Annotated in this window: 23 protein-coding genes; 8 read left to right on the top strand and 15 right to left on the bottom strand. The window is 73.3% G+C overall.

Features of this window, described 5'->3' with window-relative positions:
* Window positions 1-227: 227 nt before the first annotated feature.
* The 10 genes from E5083_RS15445 to E5083_RS15405 all read right to left on the bottom strand — a co-directional run bounded on the left by E5083_RS15445 (window position 228) and on the right by E5083_RS15405 (window position 9,395).
* Window positions 228-1,559 carry a sulfate adenylyltransferase subunit 1 gene (locus tag E5083_RS15445; protein ID WP_135786266.1) on the bottom strand — a complete coding sequence of 444 codons (1,332 nt, stop codon included), beginning with the start codon at window positions 1,557-1,559 and terminating at the stop codon, window positions 228-230.
* A gap of 2 nt (window positions 1,560-1,561) precedes the next feature.
* Window positions 1,562-2,506 carry a sulfate adenylyltransferase subunit CysD gene (gene cysD, locus E5083_RS15440; protein WP_135786265.1) on the bottom strand — a complete coding sequence of 315 codons (945 nt, stop codon included), beginning with the start codon at window positions 2,504-2,506 and terminating at the stop codon, window positions 1,562-1,564.
* The gene (gene cysC, locus E5083_RS15435; protein ID WP_135786264.1) at window positions 2,503-3,072 is read right to left on the bottom strand and encodes an adenylyl-sulfate kinase; all 570 of its coding nucleotides are present in this window, start codon (window positions 3,070-3,072) and stop codon (window positions 2,503-2,505) included. Before cysC ends, cysD begins: the two co-directional genes overlap by 4 nt.
* Window positions 3,069-3,779, bottom strand: a complete 711-nt coding sequence (locus E5083_RS15430; protein WP_135786263.1) for a phosphoadenylyl-sulfate reductase — start codon at window positions 3,777-3,779, stop codon at window positions 3,069-3,071. Before E5083_RS15430 ends, cysC begins: the two co-directional genes overlap by 4 nt.
* Window positions 3,776-3,958: a hypothetical protein gene (locus E5083_RS15425; RefSeq protein WP_030802517.1), complete on the bottom strand. Its 183-nt coding sequence runs from the start codon at window positions 3,956-3,958 to the stop codon at window positions 3,776-3,778. Before E5083_RS15425 ends, E5083_RS15430 begins: the two co-directional genes overlap by 4 nt.
* Window positions 3,955-5,652: a nitrite/sulfite reductase gene (locus E5083_RS15420; RefSeq protein WP_135786262.1), complete on the bottom strand. Its 1,698-nt coding sequence runs from the start codon at window positions 5,650-5,652 to the stop codon at window positions 3,955-3,957. Before E5083_RS15420 ends, E5083_RS15425 begins: the two co-directional genes overlap by 4 nt.
* A 125-nt stretch (window positions 5,653-5,777) precedes the next feature.
* A complete protein-coding gene (locus E5083_RS32260) occupies window positions 5,778-5,861 on the bottom strand; it encodes a putative leader peptide (protein ID WP_350748019.1) in 84 nt (27 codons plus the stop codon).
* A gap of 101 nt (window positions 5,862-5,962) precedes the next feature.
* On the bottom strand, window positions 5,963-6,541 hold the full coding sequence (locus tag E5083_RS15415) for a GNAT family N-acetyltransferase (protein ID WP_135786261.1): 579 nt from the start codon (window positions 6,539-6,541) through the stop codon (window positions 5,963-5,965).
* A gap of 58 nt (window positions 6,542-6,599) precedes the next feature.
* Entirely contained in the window at window positions 6,600-7,934 is a 1,335-nt protein-coding gene (locus tag E5083_RS15410) for a hypothetical protein (RefSeq protein ID WP_135786260.1), read from the bottom strand.
* Window positions 7,935-8,108: 174 nt separating this feature from the next.
* Window positions 8,109-9,395 (bottom strand): GAF domain-containing protein, encoded by a 1,287-nt coding sequence (locus tag E5083_RS15405; protein WP_135786259.1) that lies wholly within the window; start codon window positions 9,393-9,395, stop codon window positions 8,109-8,111.
* A gap of 360 nt (window positions 9,396-9,755) precedes the next feature.
* Here E5083_RS15405 and E5083_RS15400 point away from each other — a divergent pair, with 360 nt between their 5' ends.
* Entirely contained in the window at window positions 9,756-10,898 is a 1,143-nt protein-coding gene (locus E5083_RS15400; RefSeq protein ID WP_135786258.1) for a YihY/virulence factor BrkB family protein, read from the top strand.
* A gap of 112 nt (window positions 10,899-11,010) precedes the next feature.
* Window positions 11,011-12,555 (top strand): carboxylesterase/lipase family protein, encoded by a 1,545-nt coding sequence (locus E5083_RS15395; protein ID WP_208754067.1) that lies wholly within the window; start codon window positions 11,011-11,013, stop codon window positions 12,553-12,555.
* A gap of 11 nt (window positions 12,556-12,566) precedes the next feature.
* Here the strand turns inward: E5083_RS15395 and E5083_RS15390 are convergent, their stop codons facing one another.
* Window positions 12,567-13,217 (bottom strand): NADPH-dependent F420 reductase, encoded by a 651-nt coding sequence (locus E5083_RS15390; protein WP_135786257.1) that lies wholly within the window; start codon window positions 13,215-13,217, stop codon window positions 12,567-12,569.
* Between the two features lie 69 nt (window positions 13,218-13,286).
* On the opposite strand from E5083_RS15390, the gene E5083_RS15385 reads away from it, so the two are divergent.
* Window positions 13,287-13,640 carry a winged helix-turn-helix transcriptional regulator gene (locus E5083_RS15385; protein WP_135786256.1) on the top strand — a complete coding sequence of 118 codons (354 nt, stop codon included), beginning with the start codon at window positions 13,287-13,289 and terminating at the stop codon, window positions 13,638-13,640.
* Here the strand turns inward: E5083_RS15385 and mmuM are convergent, their stop codons facing one another.
* From mmuM to E5083_RS15365, 4 genes are read right to left on the bottom strand one after another with little or no spacing between them, the layout of a single operon-like run.
* Window positions 13,641-14,537: a homocysteine S-methyltransferase gene (mmuM, locus tag E5083_RS15380; protein WP_135786255.1), complete on the bottom strand. Its 897-nt coding sequence runs from the start codon at window positions 14,535-14,537 to the stop codon at window positions 13,641-13,643.
* Window positions 14,534-15,229 carry an alpha/beta fold hydrolase gene (locus tag E5083_RS15375; RefSeq protein WP_135786254.1) on the bottom strand — a complete coding sequence of 232 codons (696 nt, stop codon included), beginning with the start codon at window positions 15,227-15,229 and terminating at the stop codon, window positions 14,534-14,536. The genes mmuM and E5083_RS15375 overlap by 4 nt, the downstream gene beginning before the upstream one ends.
* Window positions 15,226-15,801, bottom strand: a complete 576-nt coding sequence (locus E5083_RS15370) for a TetR/AcrR family transcriptional regulator (RefSeq protein WP_135786253.1) — start codon at window positions 15,799-15,801, stop codon at window positions 15,226-15,228. Before E5083_RS15370 ends, E5083_RS15375 begins: the two co-directional genes overlap by 4 nt.
* A 41-nt stretch (window positions 15,802-15,842) precedes the next feature.
* Complete coding sequence (locus tag E5083_RS15365) at window positions 15,843-17,093, bottom strand: FAD-binding protein (RefSeq protein WP_135786252.1); 1,251 nt, start codon at window positions 17,091-17,093, stop codon at window positions 15,843-15,845.
* A 189-nt stretch (window positions 17,094-17,282) separates the two neighbouring features.
* Between E5083_RS15365 and E5083_RS15360 the strand changes: the two genes are divergently transcribed.
* The 5 genes from E5083_RS15360 to E5083_RS15340 all read left to right on the top strand — a co-directional run bounded on the left by E5083_RS15360 (window position 17,283) and on the right by E5083_RS15340 (window position 25,094).
* Window positions 17,283-18,602, top strand: coding sequence for a radical SAM protein (locus tag E5083_RS15360; RefSeq protein ID WP_135786251.1), 1,320 nt, complete (start codon window positions 17,283-17,285; stop codon window positions 18,600-18,602).
* A 233-nt stretch (window positions 18,603-18,835) separates the two neighbouring features.
* Window positions 18,836-20,296 (top strand): cellulose-binding domain-containing protein, encoded by a 1,461-nt coding sequence (locus E5083_RS15355; protein ID WP_135786250.1) that lies wholly within the window; start codon window positions 18,836-18,838, stop codon window positions 20,294-20,296.
* 39 nt (window positions 20,297-20,335) lie between these two features.
* Entirely contained in the window at window positions 20,336-22,336 is a 2,001-nt protein-coding gene (locus E5083_RS15350; protein ID WP_135786249.1) for a PE-PGRS family protein, read from the top strand.
* A 216-nt stretch (window positions 22,337-22,552) separates the two neighbouring features.
* Window positions 22,553-23,617 (top strand): ribosome small subunit-dependent GTPase A, encoded by a 1,065-nt coding sequence (gene rsgA / locus E5083_RS15345; RefSeq protein WP_244317508.1) that lies wholly within the window; start codon window positions 22,553-22,555, stop codon window positions 23,615-23,617.
* 85 nt (window positions 23,618-23,702) lie between these two features.
* Window positions 23,703-25,094 carry a DNA-3-methyladenine glycosylase 2 family protein gene (locus E5083_RS15340; protein WP_135786247.1) on the top strand — a complete coding sequence of 464 codons (1,392 nt, stop codon included), beginning with the start codon at window positions 23,703-23,705 and terminating at the stop codon, window positions 25,092-25,094.
* Window positions 25,095-25,099 lie beyond the last annotated feature (5 nt).

The raw sequence follows: 25,099 nt of genomic DNA, 5'->3' as shown, positions 1-25,099 counted from the left end.
GTCACGGCGGTCAGGCCGTGGCCGGGAGGTCGATGGGTCTTCGTCGTCGCAACCGGGACGTCGTCGGGTGGGAGGAGGGCATTGCGTGGGGGAGCAGGGCGCGCGAGCGGTGCGCGTACGTCAGCGCGCACATCGTGCGACCCCGCCCTGCCCGGAGCCGAGCGCGCCGCTGCCGATGCGGCCGCCCTCCTTGGCGAACGTCGAGAAGACCTCGGTGGCCCGCATGGTCAGAAGTCCCACCCGTCGTCGTCGCCCTCCGTCACCGGCTCGGGCGCGGCGAAGGACTCGCCGACCATGCCCGCGGTGAGGGTGGTGCCGTCGCTGGGGTCGATCAGGATGAAGGAGCCGGTGCGGCGCGAGTCGGCGTAGGAGTCGACCGGCAGCGGCTCGGCGGTACGGATCTTCACCCGGCCGATGTCGTTGGCGGCGAGCGTCCCCGGATGCGGGTGCAGGGACAGGTCGGCCAGGGTGAGCCGGGACGGGATGTCCTTGACGATCGCCTTGACCGTGCGGGTGCCGTGCTTGAGCAGCACCCGGTGGCCGACGGTCAGCGGCTGGTCGGCCACATGGCAGACGGTCGCCTCCACGTCCTGCGTGGTCGCGGGCGCGTCCTTGCTCGGCACGATCAGGTCGCCGCGCGAGACGTCCACGTCGTCCGCGAGCAGCACGGTCACCGACTGGGTGGTCCACGCGACGTCGACCGGCTCGCCCAGCAGGTCGATCCCGGCGATGGTGGAGGTGCGGCCGGACGGCAGCACCGTGACCTCCTCGCCGACCCGGAAGGTGCCGGCCGCGATCTGCCCGGCGTACCCCCGGTAGTCGGGGAGTTCGGCGGTCTGCGGGCGGATCACGTACTGCACCGGCAGCCGGGCGTGGCAGTGCGCCAGGTCGTGGCTGACCGGCACCGTCTCCAGGTGCTCCAGCACGGTCGGGCCGCCGTACCAGTCCATCCGGGCGGAGGCGTCGACCACGTTGTCCCCGGCGAGCGCCGAGATCGGGATCGCGGTGACCTCGGGGACGCCCAGCTCGGTCGCGTACGCCGTGAACTCCTCGGCGATGGCGGCGAAGACACTCTCCTCGTAGCCGACCAGGTCCATCTTGTTCACCGCGAGCACCACGTGCGGCACGCGCAGCAGGGCGGCGATGGCCGCGTGGCGGCGGGTCTGCTCGACCACGCCGTTGCGGGCGTCGACCAGGACCACGGTCAGCTCGGCGGTGGAGGCGCCGGTGACCATGTTCCGGGTGTACTGCACATGGCCCGGCGTGTCGGCCAGGATGAAGCGGCGGCGCGGGGTGGCGAAGTAGCGGTAGGCCACGTCGATGGTGATGCCCTGCTCGCGCTCGGCCCGCAGGCCGTCGGTGAGCAGCGCCAGGTCCGGCGCCTCCTGGCCCCGGCTCGCGGACGCCCGCTCCACGGCCTCCAGTTGGTCCACCAGGACCGACTTGGAGTCGTGCAGCAGCCGTCCGACCAGGGTGGACTTGCCGTCGTCGACGGAGCCTGCGGTGGCGAACCGGAGCAGGGTGGTGGCCGACAGCGCCTCGGCGGTGATGGTGCTCATGGTCAGAAGTACCCCTCGCGCTTGCGGTCTTCCATCGCGGCCTCGGAGAGCTTGTCGTCGGCGCGGGTGGCGCCCCGCTCGGTGAGCCGGGACGCGGCGATCTCGGTGATGACCGCCTCCAGCGTGGTCGCGTCGGAGTCGACGGCGCCCGTGCAGGACATGTCGCCCACCGTGCGGTAGCGCACCAGCCGCGTCTGGACCGGCTCGGTGTCCTTCGGGCCGCCCCACTCGCCGGCGGTCAGCCACATGCCGCTGCGGGAGAAGACCTCGCGCTCGTGCGCGAAGTAGATCTCCGGCAGCTCGATGGACTCGCGGGCGATGTACTGCCACACGTCCAGCTCGGTCCAGTTGGACAGCGGGAACACCCGGACGTGCTCACCGGGCGCGTGGCGGCCGTTGTACAGGTTCCACAGCTCCGGGCGCTGGCGGCGCGGGTCCCACTGGGAGAACTCGTCGCGCAGCGAGAACACCCGCTCCTTGGCGCGGGCCTTCTCCTCGTCGCGCCGGCCGCCGCCGAAGACCGCGTCGAACCGCTCGCTCTGGATCTTCTCCGTCAGCGGCAGCGTCTGCAGCGGGTTCCGGGTGCCGTCGGGACGTTCCTTGAGCACACCCCGGTCGATGTAGTCCTGTACGGAGGCCACATGGAGGCGCAGCCCATGTGCGGCCACCACACGGTCCCGGTACTCCAGCACCTCGGGGAAGTTGTGTCCGGTGTCCACATGAAGCAGGGCGAAGGGCACGGCCGCCGGCGCGAACGCCTTCAGCGCGAGGTGGAGCATGACGATCGAGTCCTTGCCCCCGGAGAACAGGATCACCGGGTTCTCGAACTCGCCTGCCACCTCGCGGAAGATGTGCACCGCCTCGGACTCCAGCGCGTCCAGGTGGGAGAGGGCGTACGGGCTGTCCGTACCCTCGCCGCCACCCGTCACCTTGGCGACGGTCGTCATGCCAGTCCCCTCTCGCCGAGCAGGGCGTGCACCGCGGCCGCCGACTGCGTGACGCTCTGTCCCTGCGTCTCGATCCGGAGATCCGGCGCCACCGGCTCCTCGTACGGGTCGTCCACGCCGGTGAGCCCGGTCAGCTCGCCCGCCGCCTGCCGGGCGTACAGCCCCTTCACGTCCCGCTCGCCGCACACCTCGACCGGGGTCGCCACATGGACCTCCAGGTACGGGGTGCCGTTCGCCGCGTGCCGCTTGCGCACCGCCTCACGGCTGTCGGCGTAGGGCGCGATCACCGGGACCAGCGCCAATACGCCGTTGCGGGCGAGGAGTTCGGCCACGAAGCCGATGCGCTGGACGTTGGTGTGCCGGTCCTCGCGGGCGAAGCCGAGCCCGGCCGAGAGGAACTCGCGGATCTCGTCGCCGTCGAGCACCTCCACGCGCCGGCCCTCGGCGCGCAGCCTGCCGGCCAGTTCGGTGGCGATGGTGGTCTTGCCGGCGCTCGGCAGACCAGTGAGCCAGACGGTGGCTCCGGTCGTCACGTGTTCTCGCTCCTCGTATCGATCGGTCGTCATCCGTGCAGCCCGCACTCGGTCTTGCCCCGCCCGGCCCAGCGGCCGGCCCGCGCGTCCTCGCCCTCCAGCACCCGCCGGGTGCAGGGGGCGCAGCCCACCGAGGCGTAGCCGTCCATCAGCAACGGGTTGGTGAGCACGCCGTGTTCGGCGACATAGGCGTCCACGTCGTCCTGGGTCCAGCGGGCGATGGGGGAGACCTTGACCTTGCGGCGCCGGGCGTCCCAGCCGACGACCGGGGTGTTCGCCCGCGTCGGCGACTCGTCCCGGCGCAGTCCGGTCGCCCACGCCTGATACTCCGTCAGGCCCGCCTCCAGCGGCTGCACTTTGCGCAGGGCGCAGCACAGGTCGGGGTCGCGGTCGTGCAGCCGGGGCCCGTGCTCCGCGTCCTGCTCGGCGACGGTCTTCTCGGGGGTGAGCGTGACCACGTTGACGTCCATCACGGCGTCGACGGCGTCCCGGGTGCCGATGGTCTCCGGGAAGTGGTAGCCGGTGTCGAGGAACACCACGTCCACGCCGGGCCGCACCCGCGAGGCCAGGTGGGCCACCACGGCGTCCTCCATGGAGGAGGTCACGCAGAACTTCTCGCCGAAGGTGTCCACCGCCCAGCGCAGTACGTCCAGCGCGGAGGCGTCCTCCAGCTCACGGCCGGCGCGCTCGGCCAGTTCCCTCAACTCGTCCTCGGTGCGCTCTTTCTGAGCGGTCGTCATATCCGGTCGTCCCCTCCGTCGTCGCCCCGCTTCAGCCCCCGGGCGAGCAGCCCGAGGAACTTGAGCTGAAAGGCGCGATTGCAGGCTCCGCATTCCCAGGCGCCGTGGCCCTCCTCGCTCGGGCGCAGGTCCTCGTCCCCGCAGTAGGGGCAGTGGAACGGTGCGGCACGCTCGCTCACGACAGCGCCTCCTCGCTGGCCCGCGCGGCCCACACGGCGAACCGCTCGCCGTCGGCGCGCTCGGCCTCGAAGCGGCGCAGGACGCGCTCGACGTAGTCGGGCAGCTCCTTCGACGTCACCTTCAGACCGCGCACCTTGCGGCCGAAGCCCGCCTCCAGACCGAGCGCGCCGCCCAGGTGCACCTGGTAGCCCTCGACCTGGTTGCCGTCCTCGTCCACGACCAACTGGCCCTTGAGACCGATGTCCGCCACCTGGATACGGGCGCAGGCGTTCGGGCAGCCGTTGAGGTTGATGGTGATCGGCTCGTCGAACTCCGGCAGGCGGCGCTCCAGTTCGTCGATGAGGGCGCTGCCGCGCGCCTTGGTCTCGACGATGGCCAGCTTGCAGAACTCGATGCCGGTGCAGGCCATCGTGCCCCGCCGGAACGACGAGGGGGTGACCCGGAGGTCCAGCGCCTCGAGACCGGCGACGAGGGAGTCGACCTGGTCGCCCTCGACGTCCAGCACGATCATCTTCTGCTCGGTGGTGGTACGGACCCGGCCGGAGCCGTGCTCCTCCGCGACCCCGGCGATCTTCGCCAGGGTGGCACCGTCGACCCGGCCGACGCGCGGGGCGAATCCGACGTAGAAGCGGCCGTCGCGCTGGCGGTGCACACCGACGTGGTCGCGCCAGCGCTCCACCGGCTGCTCGGGCGCCGGGCCGTCGATCAGCTTGCGGCCGAGGTACTCGTCCTCCAGCACCTGGCGGAACTTCTCCGGGCCCCAGTCCGCGACCAGGAACTTCAGCCGGGCGCGGTTGCGGAGCCTGCGGTAGCCGTAGTCCCGGAAGATCGAGATGACGCCCTCGTGGACATCGGCCACCTCGTCGAGCGGCACCCAGGCGCCCAGCCGGACGCCGATCTTCGGGTTGGTGGACAGTCCGCCGCCCACCCACAGGTCGAACCCTGGTCCGTGCTCGGGGTGTTCGACGCCGACGAGCGCGATGTCGTTGATCTCGTGCGCCACGTCCAGCAGGGGCGAGCCCGAGATCGCGGACTTGAACTTGCGGGGGAGGTTGGAGAACGCCTTGTTGCCGATGACCCGGCGCTGGATCTCCTCGATGGCCGGGGTGCCGTCGATGATCTCGTCCTCGGCGATGCCCGCGACCGGCGAGCCGAGGATCACGCGCGGGGTGTCGCCGCACGCCTCGGTGGTGGACAGCCCGACGTCCTCCAGGCGCCGCCAGATCTCGGGCACGTCCTCGATCCTGATCCAGTGCAACTGGATGTTCTGCCGGTCGGTGATGTCGGCGGTGCCGCGCGCGAACTCCTGCGAGATCTCGCCGATCACGCGCAACTGGGCGGTGGTCAGCCGGCCGCCGTCGATGCGGACGCGCAGCATGAAGTACTTGTCGTCCAGCTCCTCCGGTTCGAGCACGGCGGTCTTGCCGCCGTCGATACCGGGCTTGCGCTGGGTGTACAGACCCCACCAGCGCATGCGGCCGCGCAGGTCGTTGGGGTCGATGGAGTCGAAGCCCCGCTTGGAGTAGATCGTCTCAATGCGTGTCCGCACATTGAGACCGTCGTCGTCCTTCTTGAACTGTTCGTTGCCGTTGAGCGGGGTGTGGTGTCCGGCCGCCCACTGGCCCTCACCACGGTGACGACTCACCTTGCGGCGGGGCGCGGCGGCAGCGGGGTCCTGGGGACTGGGGGCCATGGTTCTACGTCCTTAGGAACAGGCGGAAAATCGGCTCTGGCCTGCGCGCATGTACGCACGCGGGCATACCTGCGCGGCGTTGCGCTGAACGGGGGTGGAGAAAGAGGTCGGCGGTGCTGGAGTGCTCAGCTCGCCCGACACATGGCGCTGGACATGCGGCCGAGGTCGACGTGGCGTCGACTCACCAGGGCGATTCCAGTTCCAGACATGACGGCAGCGTGTCACGCACGTCTCCGGGCAGTCCACCATTGTCCGGCATATGGACGGATCTATTCTGAATGGTGAGACGCGGGTGAGGGGTGGGTTCCGCTCAGTCGCCCAGGAACGCACCGGGCCACGGTCCCGGCGTCGGGAGGTCCGCCTCCAGCTCCACCTTCGTGTCGAACAGGGTGAAGCCGCGCCGCAGATAGTTGTCCAGCGCGTACGGGCCGTCCTTGCTGCACGTGTGGAGCCACACCCGCTTCACCGGGGCGAGATCCGGCCACCGGTCCGCCAGGTCCCAGGCGCGCGCCGTACCGAACGACAACAGGTGCCCCCCGATCCGGCGCCCCCGGAACGCGGGCAGCAGCCCGAAGTAGGCGATCTCCACCACGCCCTCCCCGGTCGCCTCCAGCTCGACGTACCCGGCGGGCGTGCCCCGCTCGTACGCCACCCAGGTCTCCACGCCGGGCCGCCCCAGGTACTCCGCCCACCGGGCGTGGGTCCAGCCGAGCCGGTCGGTCCAGCGGATGTCGCCGCCGACCGAGGCGTACAGGAACCGGCTGAACTCGGGGGACGGCACCTCGGCCCGTACGATCCGCACCGCGTCGCCCTCGGGGGCCGCTGCGGGCAGGAGGTCGGACGGCGAGGTCTGTTCCAGGGACCAGGTGGTGACAGGGACGCTGCTCATGGGCTCAGGGAATCATCCCGCCCACGGGCCTGTCGATCGTCGGCGGCCAGGTCACGGCTCAGTCCAGCGAGCGTTCCAGCGAGGCCAGCGGGACCGCGAACAGCATCCGGTCCGACAGCGACCACACCTCGCCGGTCTCCTGCCAGTACGACAGCGACACCGCCGACTCGGTCCAGCAGTGGTGCGAGCCGTCCGACCCGCAGCGGGCCCCCTTCGCGCCGTCCGCGTCCTGCCGCCACAGCCCGCCCCGGCCGTCCTCGGCGCCGGGCAACTGGCCGGTGTACCAGGAGGCGCCCTCCGCCCCGGCGTGCCGGTACGACAGCACGCCCCGCACCCCGCGCGCCTTGGTCCGGAACACCTCGACGGCGTCGGTGTGCCCGGCGGAGTCGGTGGCGAGCAGGCCGGCTCGCGCGGGGGCGGCGCTGAACGCGTACCGCCACAGCCGGGCGCGGCGGGCGCCGTCCGGGGAGGTGCGCTCGGCCGCGACCAGGCTGTCCGGGGCGGTGCTCCGGTCCAGCGCCAGCGGGCCGGGACAGGGTGGGCGGCCGCCCTCGCAGCGGCCGCGGGTGTAGCGGTAGGAGCCCACGGCGGGCAGTACGTACCGGTACCCGGCGGCCGACCAGCCGTGCGGCACCCGGCCGACGGCGGGCTCGTTGGTGGTGGTGCGCTGGATGCGGTCCAGGTCGTAGACGTAGAGCGCCTCGGCGCCGCCGTCGGAGGTGGTGACCAGCAGCTTGCCGTGGTTCCAGACCATGCCGGAGACGCCCGAGGTCAGGGGCCGGTAGTCCCGGCCGCCGTCGACCGGCACCACCAGCAGGACCCAGCGGTAGACCGGGCGGGCGGGGTCGTCGAGATTCGTGAACGCGACGCGGGTCAGGCCGCGTTCGGCCGCGCGGCCGGTATCGGTGGCGTGCGTCCAGCCGGTGAGCACGACCCGGTGGCTGCCCCAGACGCCGTCCTCGTCGGCGTCGCCGGAGGTGGTCACGGCGGCGGGGCGCCAGGCGGTGTCGGCGGTGTCGGCCGGGTCCCAGCAGTACGAACGGGTGGCCTCGGGGGTCAGCGGCAGCGAGGAGCGGTCGTCGCCCGCGCAGTCGGCGCCCGTCCGCATCCGGCGGTCGGCGTCGCCGAGCACGGTGTCCACGCCGACCGGGCGGCCCATGGCGGCGGAGAGGCGGTTCAGCACGGGGGCGGGCTCCAGGCGCTCCTGGAGACGCAGCGGGGCGGTGTCGGAGGCGGAGGTGAGCGGCTTGAGCGCGCCGGGGTTCCCGGCGACCTCGGCCTGGGAGGTGCTGATCAGCGTGGCCGCCGCGGTGAGCGCCAGTCCGGTCCCGGTGAGGGCCGCGCGCAACGCCACGCCCCGTCTGCGCCTGCGGTGTCTGCCGCGTTGCTTCATGTCTCCTCCCGAGGCGGGCCAACTGCGCCCGGCGATCGTCATGTTGATCACCCGGCACGGGGCGGACCCGCCTCGGATGCTACGGCAGCACGCGGCGCGCCGGGGCCAAGAGGCCGCAAATACGCGGAAGGTGCCCGGTGTGCGGCAGGAGGCGCCCGGCGTGAAAGGGGGCGCTCAACGCGTCCCGTGTGCCGTGCGGCGCACCGCGATCCCCGGTGCCGTGGAGCGCGGCAGCAGGTCACGGGGGTCGTCCGGGAGCAGCACCTCGGCCTCCGCGTCCTCCCGCAGCCGGTACGGCCGATGCAGGAGGAGCGCCCCGAGATATCGGCGTACCCGCGACATCTCCGCGCGGACGGTGACCGTGCGGGAGGGGTCGCCGAACACGTCCTCGGCCAGCCCCGCCGCACTGCGCCCCGCACGCTGGGCCACGAGCAGGTACAGCAACTCCGCGTGCCGCTCACTGGGTTCACGGGTCCAGGTGCCGCCCGCGTCGGACACCGTGAGCAGCCGGCGCTCGGGGTGGGACAGGTCGAGCACCAACCTCCCCGTGCCGTCCGGCGTTTCGGCGGACGCCCGCAGCAACCAGCCCCCGGCCAGCGGCTCCACCGCGCACATCCCCAGCCCCGGCAGCCAACGCCTGCCCAGAGAAAGCGACTTGGGCAGCGTGATGCGGCGTACGTACGGCATCCCCGTCACCGCCGCCGACCAGCCGTCCCGGTCCACCACGAGCGCGCGTCCGTCCAGCCGGGCCAGCACCGGCGCGGCCACCGACCGCAGTTGCTCCAGGGAGCCGAGGTGCAGCTCGCGCAGCCGGGCCTCGGCGAGCCGGGCGACCGACTCCACCCAGGCGAGGGTCGCCGGATGCATGCTCTCCAGCGGACCGCTGATGTCCACCACGCCGATCAGCCGCCCGTCCCGGGGATCGGTGACCGGCGCTCCCGCGCACGTCCAGGCGGCGTGCGAGCGGACGAAGTGCTCGGCGGCGAACACCTGCACCGGCCGCCGCACCACCGCCGGGGTGCCGACCCCGTTGGTGCCCACGACCGCCTCGCTCCAGTCCGCGCCGATCTCGAAGCCGAGCCCGTCCGCCCGGCGCAGCACGGCGGGCGAGCCCTCCCGCCACAGCACCCGGCTGTCCGCGTCCGCGACGACCATGATGTGGCGGGCCACGTCCGCGACCGAAAGCAGCCCCTCCCGCAGTACCGGCAGGACGTGCCGGAGCGGCGACTCCTCCCGGCGGCGGCGCACCTCCTCGGCGCTCAACAGCCCCGCCCTGACGTCCCGGTCGGGGTCGACGCCGTCGCGCAGCATCCGTTCCCAGGACTGTCCGATCACCGGCCGGGGTGCCATCGGCGCACGTCGCCCGGCGAGCGTCGCCTCGCGGACCTGCGCCAGCATGCGCGCCGTGCGCGGCGGGTCGGCGGCGGTCGGACGCGCCACGTCACTTGGCGGGTTCACCACGGGAGTCCTTCCCTCTCCGGACAGCGCGCACGGCCCTGTCAAGCCGTCCGGAGGGCGGTTTCCGGTCGGCCGACGCCCCCATACTGCCGTCGGTCCCCGGTCGGGGGGAACACCCTCCGCGCACTGTCGGCGACAAGTTGCAACCCCCTGCAACCCTGGTGAACCCGGAAGGGCGGCAGGAGACTTGACTCCCGCGCCGCCTCAAGGGCGGCGTTCGCGCCCCGTCGCGGGCCCGTGTCGCGGGGGCGGTGCCGAGTCGGCGCGGCACCGCCCCCGCGGCGCCGCACCGTCCGCCGGGTCGCCGCACAAGCGTGCCCCCGCGAGGTGAGGGGCGCGTGGTGCGGCGGATACCGTTAGGACGTGCAGTCAGCAAGCGAATCCTCCCAGCGGCCCCACGGTCGCCTCCACCGGGCCAAGGCTCTCTACCGGAACGTCTCCAAACGGAGGACGGCCTGGCTGCTGCTGACGGACACCGTCAATTCCTGCATGGAGTACCGCATCCTGGGCCTCGCCGCCGAGGCCGCGTTCTTCACGCTGCTGTCCGTGCCCCCGCTGCTGCTCAGCCTCATCGGCCTGCTCGGCTACGTCGACGACTGGACCGGCGCCGACACCATCCACAGCCTGGAGACCAACCTCCTCGAAGCCTCCCGCACCGTCCTGTCCGACAAGGGCGTCAAGGAGATCGCCGAGCCGATCCTGGACGACGTGATGAAGGGCGGCCGGCCCGACGTCATCTCCATCGGCTTCCTGTTCGCCCTCTGGTCGGGCTCGCGCGCGGTGAACGTCTTCATCGACACCATCACCGTGATGTACGGCCTCGACGGGGTCCGGGGCATCGTCAAGACCCGGATCATGGCGTTCCTGCTGTTCGTGGTCGCCCTGCTGATCGGCTCGGTGGCGCTGCCGCTGATGGTGGCCGGGCCGGACGCGGTGGTCGGGGTGCTGCCCTGGTCGGCGACGGTCGTCCAGGTGCTGTACTGGCCGGTCGTCATCGTGCTCTCCATCGTCTTCCTGACCACGCTGTACCACGTCTCCGTCCCGGTCCGCTCGCCGTGGATCGAGGACGTGCCCGGCGCGCTGGTCGCGCTCGCCATGTGGGTCCTGGGCAGCCTCCTGCTGCGCGTCTACCTCACCCACACCATCGAGGGCGCCACCATCTATGGCTCCCTCGCCGCCGCCGTCGCGGTGCTGCTGTGGATCGGCGTGTCCGCCTTCGCCGTGCTGGTCGGCGCCGCCGTCAACGCCGCCATCGACCGGGTCTGGCCCGCCGCCGCGACCGCCGCCGCCCGCGAGGCCAACGAACGCCAGCGGGAGGCCCAGGTCGCGGACTACGTCGCCTGGGCGGCCGGGCTGCGCGACGCCGACCCGGACGACCCGGACATGCCGTCCGAGTTCCCCGAGCGCTGGTCCCGCTTCCTGCCCCCGGAGGACATCACCGGCCGGCTGCGCGGCCACACCCGCAACGGCCACCAGCCGCCCAAGGGCCACCAGGACGACGACTGACCGTACGGACGGTCGGTGCGCCGGAATAGATCCACTCCGCGCGGCGCTCTGAGAGACAGATGTGGTGCGTGCCGCCACGGCGGCCGCACCGGCGACGAAGGGCTGGTGGGCGATGACGGCTGACCGGACGGGCCCGGTGGCCCGCACCCCGTACGGCGCGGTACGCGGCCGGTACGAGCACGGGAACGCGGTGTTCCGTGGCATCCCCTACGCCGCACCCCCCTTCGGCATCCGCCGCTTCCGCGCCCCCGAGCCGCCCGAGCCCTGGGACGGCGTGCGCGACGCCGGAGCCTTCGGGCCGACCCCGCCGAAACCCCCGTACTCCGAGGCGTTCGCCCAGTACCTCTCCGACCCCTCGGTCCCCGGCGACGACTGTCTGAGCCTCAACGTCTGGACCCCCGAGCCCGGCCCCGGCGCCCGTCTCCCGGTGCTGGTCTGGCTGCACGGCGGCGCGCTGACCAGGGGTTCCTCGGCGGTACCGGTGTACGACGGGCGCGCCTTCGCCCGCGACGGCGTCGTCCTCGTCTCGGTCAACTACCGGCTCGGCGTCGAGGGCTACGGACTCTTCCCCGACGCCCCCGCCAACCTGGGCCTGCGCGACCAGCTCGCCGCGCTGCGCTGGGTCCACGAGTCCATCGCGGCCTTCGGCGGCGACCCCGGCAACGTCACCCTGGCCGGGCAGTCGGCCGGCGCCATCAGCACGGGCGTGCTCATCGCGGCCCCGCAGGCGCGCGGACTGGTCCGGCGGGCGGTGCTCCAGAGCGGGGCGCCGGAGGTCTCGGACCGGGAGAAGGTCCGGCGCATGGTCCGCCGGATGGCGACCCGCCTGAAGATCCCCGCGACCGCAGCCGCCTTCGCCGACGTCGACCGCGACCTGCTGCTGCGCACCCAGGCCGAGGTCAGCCGCCGCAGCAGCCCCATCCTGGGCGGGCCCGGCTTCGGCATCGTCGTCGACGGCGACCTCGTCCCCACCGACCCGCTGGCCGCCCTCACCGCAGGCGACGCGGCGCACGGCGTCGACCTGCTGATGGGCTGGACCCGCGACGAGTACCGGCTCTGGCTGGTGCCCGGCGGCCTGGTCGAGCACGTCGACCGGCTCGGCGCGGTCGCGCTGGCCGGCGCGATGGCCCGCTGCCACGTCGGCTCCGAGGTCCCGCGCGGCTACCGCGCCCTGCACCCCGAGGCGGGCGCCGCCGAGCTGGTCGGCCAGATGGTCACCGACCACATGCTCCGCCTCCCCCTGCACCGCCTGGCCGACGCCCGCCCGTCCCGTTCCCACGTGTACGAATTCGCCTGGCCGTCCCTCCGCCCCGCCCTCGGCGCCTGCCACTCCCTGGAACTCGGCTTCGTCTTCGACACCGGCGAGGTCGAGGAGGCCGTGAAACTGGCCGGCAAGGGCGCCCCCCAGTCCCTCGCCGACACCATGCACACCTCCTGGGTCGACTTCGCCACCACGGGCGACCCCGGCTGGCCCTCCTGGGACGCCGCCCACCCGACCCGCGTCTTCGCCACCACGGGCCCCCACCTGGCCCACGGCCCCCGAGACGCGGAACTCGCCCTCTGGACGCGCCCCCTCGTCCCCCGCCAGACCCCGTCACCCGACCGCCTCGCGGCGGTACGGCGCCTGCGGAGGTCCCCGGTGCTGCGGAGGCGCTGAGCAGCCGCGCGCTAGTGGGCGGGGCCGGACGCCCAGGCCAGCGGCGGCACGATCGACTGGACGTCCGCTCCCTCACCGACCCACAGCCCGATGAACAGGGCGGCGGCCGCCTCCAGCAGGGCGGCCCGGGCGAGGGGCCCGGCCGAAACCGGCAGGCAGCCCGTGTCCCGGACCAGTTCCCGGGCGAGCGCGAGGGACTCCTCGTCGTCGCCGCAGAGCGGGACGGACAGGGCGCGGCCGCCGAAGACCGGAGGCCGCATGCGCCACACGTCCTCGTGACAGAGATTGAACGCCTTGACCACATGGGCTTCCGGCGCCGCCGACGCCAGCCGTTCCGCGGCCGACGGGCCCCGGGCCGTGAGGAGTCCGAAGCCGGGCCCCACCGGGTTCGAGCAGTCCAGCAGCGTCGTCCCGGACAGCGCCGGGCCCAGCCGGCCGACCACCTCCTCGCCCGCCCCGAAGGGCAGTGCGGCCAGGACCACCTGCCCGAACCCGGCCGCCTCGCGCAGTCCGCCGGCACGGGCGGCACCACCGACGCCCCGCGCCAGGCGCGCCGCCCGGTGCGGGTCGCGCCCGCCGATGAGCACCTCGTGCCCGGCCCGCGCCCAGTGGGTGGCGAGGGCGTCCGCCATGTTGCCCGTCCCCAGTACGCCGATCCTCATCGTTCGTCCCTTCGCCCCGTTCGGTCGTCCGGAACGACGGTAGGGAGCCCGTCGGGCACCATGTGGTGCGTGACGACCGACGCGTTCCTCGCCGACTGCCGGGCCCGCCTCGCCTTCGACCTGCTCTCGAACACCTGGAACGCCGTCGTGCTCTGGGCGTTGCGCGACGGACCGCTCCGCCCCGTCGAACTGCGGGAGCGGATCGGGGGCATCAGCTCCAAGGTCCTCACCGAGACACTGCGCCGCCTTCAGTACAACGGCCTGGTGGCCCGGCGGCCGCGGCCCGGAGCGCCGCCGCGAGTCGAGTACCGGCTCACCGATCTGGGGCGGACCTTCCTCGCCCCCATCGGCGCCGTGGGCGCCTGGGCCTTCGACCACGGTGACGAGGTCATGGCGGCACAGGAAGCCGCGTCCGGCGAGTGATCAGGTACGGCCCAGAGCCCGCGCGATCGCGGTGATCGTCTCCGGGCCCACGCGGCAGCAGCCGCCCACGAGGCGGGCGCCGGTGGTGGAGAGGGCGGGGGTGAGGGTGGGGGCGTTGTCCCAGGAGCGGGTTCGCGCGTTCCAGGTCTCGCCGCTGTTGGGGTAGGCGACCACTGGTTTGCCGGTGATCCGGGCCGCGGTTTCCACCGCTCTCGGGACGTCCTCGGGGGCGCAGCAGTTCACGCCCACCGCGATGATCTCCTCGGCGTCGGCGGCCAGGGCGAATGCCGCCTCCAGGGGCTGGCCGGCGCGGGTGTGGTTGCCGTCGATGGTGTAGGACAGCCAGGCGGGGATGCCCAGGCCGCGTACCGCGTGCAGGAGGGCCGCTGCCTCGTCGGTGTCGGGGATCGTCTCCAGGGCCAGGATGTCGGGGGCGGCCTCCGCCAGGACCTCCAGGCGGGGGCGGTGGAAGCGTTCCAGCTCGGTGCGGGTCAGGCCGTAGCGGCCCCGGTACTCGGAGCCGTCCGCGAGCATCGCGCCGTACGGGCCCGCCGAGGCGGCGACCCAGAGGGGGCGGGTTGCCTCGGCGCGGCGGGCGGCCGCACGGGCCAGTTCGACGCTGGAGGTCAGCAGGCGCGCGGCTTCCGCGTGGTCGATGCCGCGCCGGGCGAAGCCCTCGAAGGTGGCCTGGTAGCTGGCGGTGATCGCCACGTCGGCACCGGCCCTGTAGTAGGCGAGGTGGGCCTCGGTGATCGCCTCCGGGGCCTCCGCGAGCAGGCGGGCCGACCACAGCTCGTCGCTCAGGTCGTGCCCGGCCGACGCCAACTGGTTGGAGAGGCCGCCGTCCAGGACGAGCGGCGGGCCCTCGGTGAGGGCGGTGGCCAGATCGGTGCTCATCCCTCGACGCTAATCGAGGTGAGGGCCTCGGCGAGCCGGTCCGCGAACTCCTCCGGGTGCTCCACGGTGCCGAGGTGGCCGCCGGGGAGTTCGAGGAGGGGGCCGCCGGACAGGAACGCGGCCGTGCGGTGGGGGAGTTGGCCGCGTGAGTCCGCTCCTGCGGCGAGCGTCAGCCGGGCGAGCGGGGGTGCGGGGACGTAGGCGGTGAACGGGCGCAGTACATGCGCGAGGAAGACGCCCATCGGGGTCGCGTCGGGCCCCTCGGCGGGCGGTCGCCCGGGCCCGGCCAGCGCGGCGATCAGCTCCCGGCGCCGCTCGGCCCCGTCCGGCAGCACCAGCGCGCACGGCGGCTCGTGCGCGACCACGTGCGCCAGCCGCGCCGGGTGCCGCGCGGCCAGCGCGAGCGCCGCGATCCCGCCCGAGCTGGTCCCGAAGACGTACGCCAGCTCACCGGCCGGCAGCACGGCGGCCAGCACCCGGTCCGCGCCGTCCGCCCAGTCCTCCGGCCGCTGGTCCGGCACCGGCTCCCCGAGGCGCCCGTGCGCCAGGCCCAGCGGGTCGTACGTCACCACGGTGAACCGGCGCGCCAGCCGCGCGACCAGCGGGCCGAGCCCCATCGGATGCCCGGCGCCGCCCGGCAGGAGGAGCAGCACCGGGCCGGTGCCGGTGACGTCGAAGTCGGGGGTCCTCACGCGCTCTCCCTCGGCCAGTTCTCCAGCGCCCGGTGCAGCGCCTCGACCCCCTTCTCCCAGGAGGCGTCCACCGCGCGGCCGGCGCCGAAGCCACCCGCCGATTCGAGGACGCAGTAGCCGTGGAAGGTGCTGCGCAGCAGGCGTACCGCGTCCGTGAGGTCGGGCTCGTTCAGGCCGTAGGCGCGCAGCATCCCGTAGGTGATCTCGGCGGTGCGGCGCAGGGCGGGGGAGTCCGCGATCAGGGACTGGTCGATGCGGATCTGGGTGGCCGCGTACCGGCCGGGGTGCTCCAGGGCGTAGGCGCGGTACGCGTTCGCGAAGGCGGTCAGCGCGTCCCGGCCCGCGCGTCCGGCGACCGCCGCCGCGATGCGGTCGATCAGCTCGCCGCCCGCGTACAGCGCCAGCCGGGTGCGCAGGTCGTTCAGGTTCCGGACGTGCGAGTAGAGGCTGGCGTCCTTCACTCCGAAGCGCCGGGCCAGCGCGGAGAGGGTGACGTGCTCGAAGCCGGCCTCGTCCGCGAGTTCGGCGGCGGCCGCGACCAGCCGGTCGGCCGTAATCCCCGCACGCGCCATGGACCCACCTCCTTGGATGCCTAGCGCACATCCTAGAGGCTCTAGGAAAGAATCTCCCGCACGAATTCATTGGCGAACTTCCTCGCCGGGTCCAGCTCGGCCACCAGCGCCCGGAAGTCGGCCAGCCTGGGCAGCCGCCCCCTGATGACCGCCGACGGCATCGCGAACACCTTCCCCCAGTGCGGCCGGGCGTCCAGCGCGCCGAGCGCGGCCTCCACCGCGCGGACCACGGGGAGCACGCGCGCCGCGTCCTCGATCCAGGTGAAGTGCAGCGCCACCGAGTCCCGCCCGTACGCCGGGCTGAGCCACTGCGCGTCGGCCGCGACCGTACGGACCTCACAGGTCAGCACCACGCCGGCGAGCGCCTCCCGGATCGCGTCCAGGGCGTGCAGCGCGGCCAGGGCGTCCGCCCTCGGCAACAGGTACTCCGACTGGAGTTCCGAACCGCTGCTGGGCGTGAACTCGGCCCGGAAATGCGGCAGTCGCTCGTGCCAGGGGCCGGGCACACCGCCCTGCTCGGTGCAGTTGACCGCGGGCATCCCCGGCACCGGATGCATCGCCCCGGCCGCCGGCTCGGCCCACGGGAAGTCCACCGGTGCCTGGTCGGTGCGCCGCTTCAGCCACACCTGCCGGAACCCCGGTGCCCGCCAGTCGGTGAACAGGCTCACGCTGTACGCCGAGGCCGCGACCGTCTCGTACTCCAGCCCGTCCAGGGGGAGTTCGGCGAAGACGTGCTGCTCGACCTCGTACGCCGGTTCCAGGTCGAGGGTGAGGGCGGTGACCACGCCGAGCGCGCCCAGCGAGGTCACGGCGCCGTCGAAACGGGCGTCGCCGCGGGCGATCCGCAGCGTGCCGCCGTCCGCCGTGATCAGCTCCACCTCACGCACCGCCGAGGCGAGCGGCCCGTTGTCCACGCCGGAGCCGTGGGTGCCCGTCGCGACGGACCCGGCGACCGAAATGTGCGGCAGGGACGCCATGTTGGCGAGCGCCAGCCCGTGCGCGTGCACCGTACGGGCCAGCTCCGCGTACCGGACCCCGCCCCCGACCCGTACCGTCCGGGCCGACGTGTCCACGTCGATCACCGGGGGCAGCCCGGCCACCGACAGCAGTACGCCCCCGGCGCCGGGGTCCGCGATCCGGTTGAAGGAGTGCCCGCTGCCCAGCACCCGCACCCGCGCGCTGTCCGACACCAGTGCCCGCAGCGCGTCCGGCGAGGTGGGCCGGTGGAACTCGTCGGCCGTGTACGTGATGTTCCGCGCCCAGTTGGTGACCGCCCGCGCCGACCTGGTCATCCCTGCCGTCCCTCCCCGAGAGTGCCTGTGCCCAGACCCTCTCATCACTCCCGTGACCTGGGGAGACCCGGACCGAGGGACAACACGTCGCGTGGCTCACAGCCCCCCCCCGGGAGGGCTTGCCGGGAAGTGGGGGCATACGGTGTGAGATGTACGTGTGAGCCGGGACCTTAGCCGGAGGAGACAGGGATGGGCAGCCGCACCGCGCTGGTCGAGGATCTGATGGAGCGGTTCCCGCATGTGCCGCGGGAAGCCGTCTTCAAGGAGGACCTGCTCCGGGGCGGAGTCGCCTTCGACGCCTCGGCCCTCAGCGACAACGAGAACGGCGAGGTCAAGCCGAAGTCGTACTTCATCTTCTCCTTCGACCACGGCACCCTCCCCGAGCTGGGCGAGGCCGCGCTCCGCAGGCCCCCGGAGGAGATCATCCTCACCGGCGGCCCCTACGACCTGCGCCGCACGGTCGTCTCCGTACGGGTGAACCCCGCCTCCCCCTACCGGGTCGCCGCTGACGAGCACGGCCAGCTCGGCCTTTACCTCGACGGCAAGCGGATCTCCGACGTCGGCGTGCCGCCGATGCCGGAGTACTACCGGCACAAGCTCTCCAACGGGAAGTCGGTCATGGAGGTGGCCCCCACCATCCAGTGGGGCTACCTGATCTACCTGACCGCCTTCCGCGTCTGCCAGTACTTCGGCGCCAAGGAGGAGTGCCAGTACTGCGACATCAACCACAACTGGCGCCAGCACAAGGCGGCGGGCCGCCCGTACACGGGCGTGAAGGACGTCGACGAGGTCCTCGAGGCGCTGGAGATCATCGACAAGTACGACACCGCCAAGATCTCCACCGCGTACACGCTCACCGGCGGCGCGATCACGACCAAGGTCCAGGGGCTGGACGAGGCCGACTTCTACGGGCGGTACGCCAAGGCCATCGAGGAGCACTTCCCGGGCCGCTGGATCGGCAAGGTCGTCGCGCAGGCGCTGCCCAAGCCGGACGTCCAGCGCTTCAAGGACTACGGCGTGCAGATCTACCACCCCAACTTCGAGGTGTGGGACGAGTATCTGTTCAAGATGTACTGCCCCGGCAAGGAGCGGTACGTCGGCCGGGACGAGTGGCACAAGCGCATCCTGGACTCCGCCGACGTGTTCGGCGCGCGCAACGTGATCCCCAACTTCGTGGCGGGCGTGGAGATGGCCGAGCCCTTCGGCTTCACCAGCGTCGACGAGGCCATCGCCTCCACCACCGAGGGCCTGCGCTTCTTCATGTCGCACGGCATCACGCCCCGCTTCACCACCTGGTGCCCCGAGCCCACCACCCCGCTCGGCAAGGCCAATCCGCAGGGCGCGCCGCTGGAGTACCACATCCGGCTGCTGGAGGCGTACCGCAACACCATGGACGACTTCGGCCTCTCCTACCCGCCCGGCTACGGGCCGCCCGGCCCCGGCAACGCGGTGTTCTCCGTCAGCTCCTTCATGGACAGCCTGTCCGCGGAGGAGCGGGTGGAGGTCTGAACCGGCCTGCGGTTCCGGGGCTTTGAACCGCTGAGCGCCCGCTTCCGTATCTTCTGACGGAGTGGCGGGCGCGCGGCGGGCGGTCCCGGTCACGCCGGGCGACGAGCCGCTCACCCGATCCGCCGGGTCCGCTTGTCAGCCCGGCGGCGGCGTGAAAGGCTCCTGCCTCCGCGAGGCCCCAACTCCACCATCGCTGTGGGGAGTTGCCCCTCGCTCGTGGACGCTGGAGACCGATGCCCGATCTGCCGCCACCTCAGGACGCCGCCGAGGCAGCGCTGTTCGCCGAGTGCTGGGACGCGGTCCTCTCCTACGCCGACCTGTGCACGGCCGGAGCGGGAACGGCACACCAACTGGCCGACGAAGCCTTTACGTTGGGGATGCGTGAGCTGCGGGCCGCGCAGGGTGCCGTGCGCGGCCGTACCGCCCGGCTGCCGGTCATCCCCCAACTCCTCACCGCCGTACGGGAGACGGCGGCCGGCTGGGAGAGCGCGGGCAAGGGACACAAGCTCGACCCCGACCTCCGTCTCTGGCTCAACTCAGAGGCGGCCGCCCGTTATACGGGTCCTCCGCTGGGCCGGCCCATCGCGCTGCGGGGTCTGCGTGACATGCCCGAGGCGGACGCCACGCTGCTCTGGCTCGCCGAGGTGGAGTCGCTCCCGCTGCCCAGCGTGGCCCGGCGGCTGGGCCTGGACCCGCTGACCACGGGCGCCGAACTCGACCAGGTCCGCGTGCTGTTCCACGACCGCTGCCACCGCGCCCACCGCGACACCCCGCTGGACGCCGAGTGCCGCAGCTACGCCCGCCTGCTGGACGCCGTCACCCGCTCGCCCGGCGCCGAGACCCCCGAGGACCTCTCCCGCCACCTCGCCACCTGCGTCCCGTGCGCCGAGGCCGCCGCCTGCCTGCGCCTGCACGGCGGCGGCATCCCGGCCGCGCTCGCCGGGGGCGTCATCGGCTGGGGCGCTCTCGCCTACCTGGAGCGCCGCCGCCGCGCCGCCGAGGTCCGCCTCGGCGTGGGCGCGCCCTCGGGGCCGGGGGCGCGGGCGGACGACGAGGCGGCGCGGGGCCGCGTACTGCGCGGCAGCCTCCTGGCGGCGGCGGGGCTGCTGTCGGCGGTGGCCCTGGGGGTCTCCCTGATGCCCTTCGGCACCCCGGACGACACCGACGCCTCCGCACGCGACGACCAGAAGCCGATCGCCGCCCCCGACACTCCGCACCCCGACCCCACCCCGGCCCCGTCCCGCTCGGCGGCCCCGGCGACGACCCGTACCGTCCCGGTCCCGGCGTCCCCGCTCCCGACCCCGACCCGGTCTCGCGAACCGGCGCCGCCTCCCTCCCCGAAGCCCTCCGCGACCCCGTCCCCCACGCCGAGCACCCGTACGACCTGCCGCGTCGCCTACCACCTCGACGACGAATGGAGCGACGGCTTCCAGGCCAGCCTCCACATCACCACCGACACCCCCCTCTCCGACTGGCAGCTCACCTGGACCTTCCCCGACGGCCAGCACATCGGCCAGACCTGGGACGCGACCCCCCACCAGGACGGCGCCCGGGTCACGGCGGAGGCCAAGAGTTACAACCGCGAGGTCGCCGCCGACGGGACGATCGCGTTCGGGTTCGTGGGGACACGGGACGGGGGGAACGGGGCGCCACGGGGGTTCCGGCTCAACGGGGAGCCCTGCGCGAACGGTTGACCGCAGCCTGGTCGCCGGCCGTGCGGGAGGATGGCCGTCATGACGGACAGCCATGGTGAACTGCACGAACTGCTCCACCGCGCCGGCCTGGAGAAGGTCGGGGACGGCAGGGTCTCCGAGGCGCTGCCCTCACAAGCTGCCTGGCGTCCCGTGATCGCGGCGAGCACGGAGCCCACGCTCGCGGTGCCGGACGACCGTCCCGACCTGGTCGCCGAGTTGAACCGGCAGTGGCACCGGCTCGCCGTCGAGCGCGGTGTGATCGACGGGGACGGGGAGTTCCTGATCCACGTCGCCAATCACGGCTGCGCCTGCTGGACCCGAGTGCGGCTGGGGGAGCAGTGGGATCTGGCCGGCCTCCTCGGCCCCCGCCCGGGTCAGCCGGAGTTCGTGACGATGTCCCCGGACGGGGAGAGCGTCCTGGGCGTCACCTGCGAGGAGTACGAGGTCTGGTTCGTGGCCGTCGCCCCGTTCGGGGACTGGCTGGAGGCGTGGGCACGGGGGTTGGCGGTGGAGAGACCGGACGCCGGCTGGGACACCGTCCTGCGACGGAAGACGGGGTCGGCGCGGCTGCGGGGCGCATGGCGCGAGGGGCTGGGCGCAAACCCTTCCGCCTCTCCGGCCGTGCTGTGCCGCCTCCTCGACGTCGCCCCTGAGGAGCGGCTCCCGTCCGGGCTCAGATATCGGGAACTCCCCGAGGAGGTGGTCGCGGCCTGGGTCGCGCACCCCGAGTGGCGGGTGCGCGAGCAATTGGCGGAGCGGCCGCTCGACGCCGAACAGAGCGCCGTGCTCTTCCGCGATCCCGATCCGCGACACCGGTGGTCGCTCCTCACCAGTGTGGTGGACCAGCACCCGCCGCTCACCGCCGCGACCTTCGCCCAGCTCGCCACTGACCCCAGCCCGCGCGTGCGTGCCGAGCTGGTCCGTCACCGCGACCTGCCGGTGCGGCACCTCGTCGCGCTGGCCGCCGACCCGGACACCGCAGTACGGAAGGAAGCCGTCCCGCGTGCCTGGACGCATCTGGCTCCTCCGGCGCGGGCGGCCCTGCTCGCGGACCCGGACGCCGGCGTGCGGTTCACAGCCATGCTGCTCCACCACGACTCCACCCCCCTCCCGCCGGCCGACTTCGCCGCACTTCCCGGTGCCGCCCACCGGGAGCGCGCCGCGCTCACCTGCGTTCTCGCCCGTGAGCTGGCCGAGGAACTGGTCCACGGCACCGAGACCACCCTGCGCAGGGCCGTCGCCCGGAATCCGCATCTGGACGCCGACTTGGTGGCTCTGCTCGGCCAGGACCCGGACCCCGGCATCCGCTGGTGGGTGTACGTCCGTCCGGAGCTCACCGAAGCGGAACGCTCCCGCGTGGCCATCGACTTCGATCCGGACGCCCACTGCCGCCCCCTCCCGTGGGTCCAAGAGCTGGCGGACGACGAGGAGGCCATGCGCCGCTGCGCCACCTCCGCACACGTCATGCTCCGCCGCAGCGCCGCGTGCGCGACGAACCTGCCGCCCGACGTGGTCGACCTGCTGGCGCGCGACGAGGACCGGGTCGTCCGGCTCTTCCTCGCCGAAAGCTGCGCCCAGGCCCCGGCGGACCTCCTGCTGGAGATGGTGCGGACCTGGAACGGCTACTCGTCCGCCCGGATGATCGAGCACCCCAACTTCCCCCGGCAGGGCCTTCTCCGCTTCGCGGACGACCCCGACCCCCGCACCCGTAAACTCGCCCTCCTCGACCCGGAGTCACCCACCGAACTGGTGGAACGCTTCAGCCGTGACGCGGACGCGACTATCCGCCGATCCGCGCTGGCCGACGAGCGGCTGTCCGTCGCCTCCGTGATCCGCCTGCTCGACGATCCGCACGCGTACATACGGGACGCCGCAGCCGCCGACCCCCGCCTCCCCGTCCACGTCCTGACCACCCGCCTGTACGACCGCACCACGGCAAACTCCGCCGCGGCCAACCCCGCCCTCCCGGAAGCCGTCATGCACCACCTGCTGGACGCGACGGAAATCGATGGCGGCTCAGCACTCGTCGCTCTAGAGTGAGGACCGCTTCGCGCGGCGGTAGGTCGTCGCCGCTTCAGGCTGAGTGAGGAAAGGGAGGTGTGACCGATGGCTGTCTCTGTGCTGGGCCGTGCCCGCGACCAGAAGTTCATCCACTCCACCTCCGTGGCCACCGGCTGATCCGATCGCGCCCTAGGCGCTCGCCGGGGTCACCCTTGTGAAGGGTCTCCCTTGCAACTCTCCTCCTCGCATGCTCTTTTGCCCCTCGGCTGGGACTCCCACTGGGAAGCCGAGTTCGCTCCCTACGCCCGTCAGGGGCTGCTTCCCGGGCGGGTCGTCCGGGTGGACCGGGGGCAGTGTGATGTCCTCACCGCGGACGGGGTCGTCCGTGCGGACACCGAGTTCGTCGTCCCCCGTGACCCGATGAAGGTCGTGTGCACGGGGGACTGGGTCGCCGTCGACCCCGAGGGCGGCGACCCCCGGTACGTCCGGGCCTACCTTCCCCGCCGGACGGCGTTCGTGCGGTCCACCTCGTCCAAGCGGTCCGACGGGCAGATTCTCGCGGCCAACGTCGATCACGCCGTGGTCGCCGTGTCGCTCGCCGTCGAGCTGGACCTCGGGCGGGTCGAGCGGTTTCTCGCGCTGGCGTGGGAGTCCGGGGCGCAGCCGGTGGTCGTGCTGGCCAAGGCCGACCTCGTACCGGACCCCGCGACGCTCGCGCACCTCGTACAGGACGTCGAGACCACCGCGCCCGGCGTCCCCGTACTCACCGTCAGCGCGCTGCACGGCGACGGGCTGGACGTGCTCCGGGCGCTGATCGGCACCGGCACCGCCGTGCTGCTCGGGCAGTCCGGCGCGGGCAAGTCCACGCTGGCCAACGCGCTCGTCGGTACGGACGTCATGGACGTCCAGGCCGCGCGGGACGTGGACGGCAAGGGCCGGCACACCACGACCACCCGCAACCTGCTCCCGCTGCCCGGCGGGGGCGTGCTCATCGACACCCCCGGACTGCGCGGCGTCGGCCTGTACGACGCGGAGAGCGGGGTCGGCCAGGTGTTCTCCGAGATCGAGGAACTGGCGGCGCGCTGCCGGTTCCACGACTGCTCCCACGCCGCCGAGCCCGGCTGCGCGGTCACCGCCGCCGTCGACTCCGGCGAGCTGCCCGTCCGGCGACTGGAGAGCTACCGCAAGCTGGTCCGCGAGAACCAGTGGATCGTCGCCAAGACCGACGCCCGCCTGCGCGCCGAGCTCCGCAAGGACTGGAAGCGCAAGGGAGCCGAGGGCCGGGCGGCGATGCGGGCCAAGAAGGGGCCCTGGACCTGACCCGTAAGGGGGCCGGGCAGGGGGACCGGGCTGCATGTCCGTTTTCCGCTGGCCCGGCCCCCCTCCCACGTCCGACACTGGACGCATGACGGACGATGACAGCAGGTACGAGGCGGTGCGCAGCCGCGACGGGCGGTTCGACGGCGTCTTCTTCTTCGCCGTCCGGACCACCGGCATCTACTGCCGCCCGAGCTGCCCCGCGGTCACCCCGAAGCGGTGCAACGTGACGTTCTTCCGCACGGCCGCCGCCGCCCAGGGCGCGGGCTTCCGGGCCTGCCGTCGCTGCCGCCCGGACGCCGTGCCGGGCTCGGCCGAGTGGAACGTCCGCGCGGACGTCGTCGGCCGGGCCATGCGGCTGATCGCGGACGGCGTCGTCGACCGCGAGGGCGTCACCGGCCTCGCCGCCCGCCTCGGCTACAGCGCCCGGCAGGTGCAGCGCCAGCTCACCGGCGAGGTCGGCGCCGGACCCGTCGCGCTCGCCCGCGCCCAGCGCGCCCACACCGCGCGCACCCTGCTGCGGACCACCGAACTCCCGGTCACCGAGATCGCGTTCGCGTCCGGCTTCCGCAGCATCCGCCAGTTCAACGACACCATCCGCGAGGTCTACGCCCACACCCCCACCGAGGTACGCGACGCTGCCCCGCGCTCCCGCCGCGGCGCCCCCGGCACCGGTATCCCGCTGCGCCTCGCCCACCGGGGCCCGTACCAGGCCGGCGCCGTCTTCGACCTGCTCGCCCGCGAGGCCGTACCCGGCGTCGAGGAGGTGACCGGCACCCCGGGCGCCCGCGTCCACCGGCGCACCCTGCGGCTGCCGTACGGCACCGGTGTCGCCGTCGTCCACGAGCGCGCCCACACCCCCGAGCCGCGCGGCGGCACCCGGCCCGGCGGCTGGCTCGACGCCCGGCTGCTGCTCACCGACCCCCGCGACCTCACCACCGCCGTGCACCGGCTGCGCCGGCTGTACGACCTGGACGCCGACCCCTACGCCGTCGACGCCCGCCTCGGCGCCGACCCCCGGCTCGCCCCGCTGGTCGCCGCCCGGCCCGGCCTGCGCTCACCGGGCGCGGTGGACCCGCTGGAGATCGCCGCCCGCGTGCTCAGCGGGTCGCCGGACGAGGTCACACGATTCGTCCTCCGGTACGGCAAGGCGCTCGACGCGCCCAGCGGTGCCCTCACCCACCTCTTCCCCGAGCCCGCCGTCCTCGCCGAGGCCGAGGCCGGAACCCCGCTCGGCACGCTCGCCGCCGCCCTCGCCGACGGCCGCATGCGCCTCGACCCCGGCGCCGACCGGGACGAGGCGCGGCGCGTCCTGGAAGCGCTGCCCGGCATCACCCCGGCCGCCGTCGCCGCCCTCCGGGCGCGCGTGCTCGGCGACCCGGACGTCACCCCACCCGGTACGGACCTGCCCGAAGCCTGGCGGCCCTGGCGGTCCTACGCCGTTCACCACCTACGGGTCGCCGAGGAGCTGACCGAGTGATGGCG

Source organism: Streptomyces bauhiniae (assembly GCF_004784475.1).
GTDB lineage: Bacteria > Actinomycetota > Actinomycetes > Streptomycetales > Streptomycetaceae > Streptomyces > Streptomyces seoulensis.
This window is presented reverse-complemented; position numbering and strand designations above follow the sequence as displayed.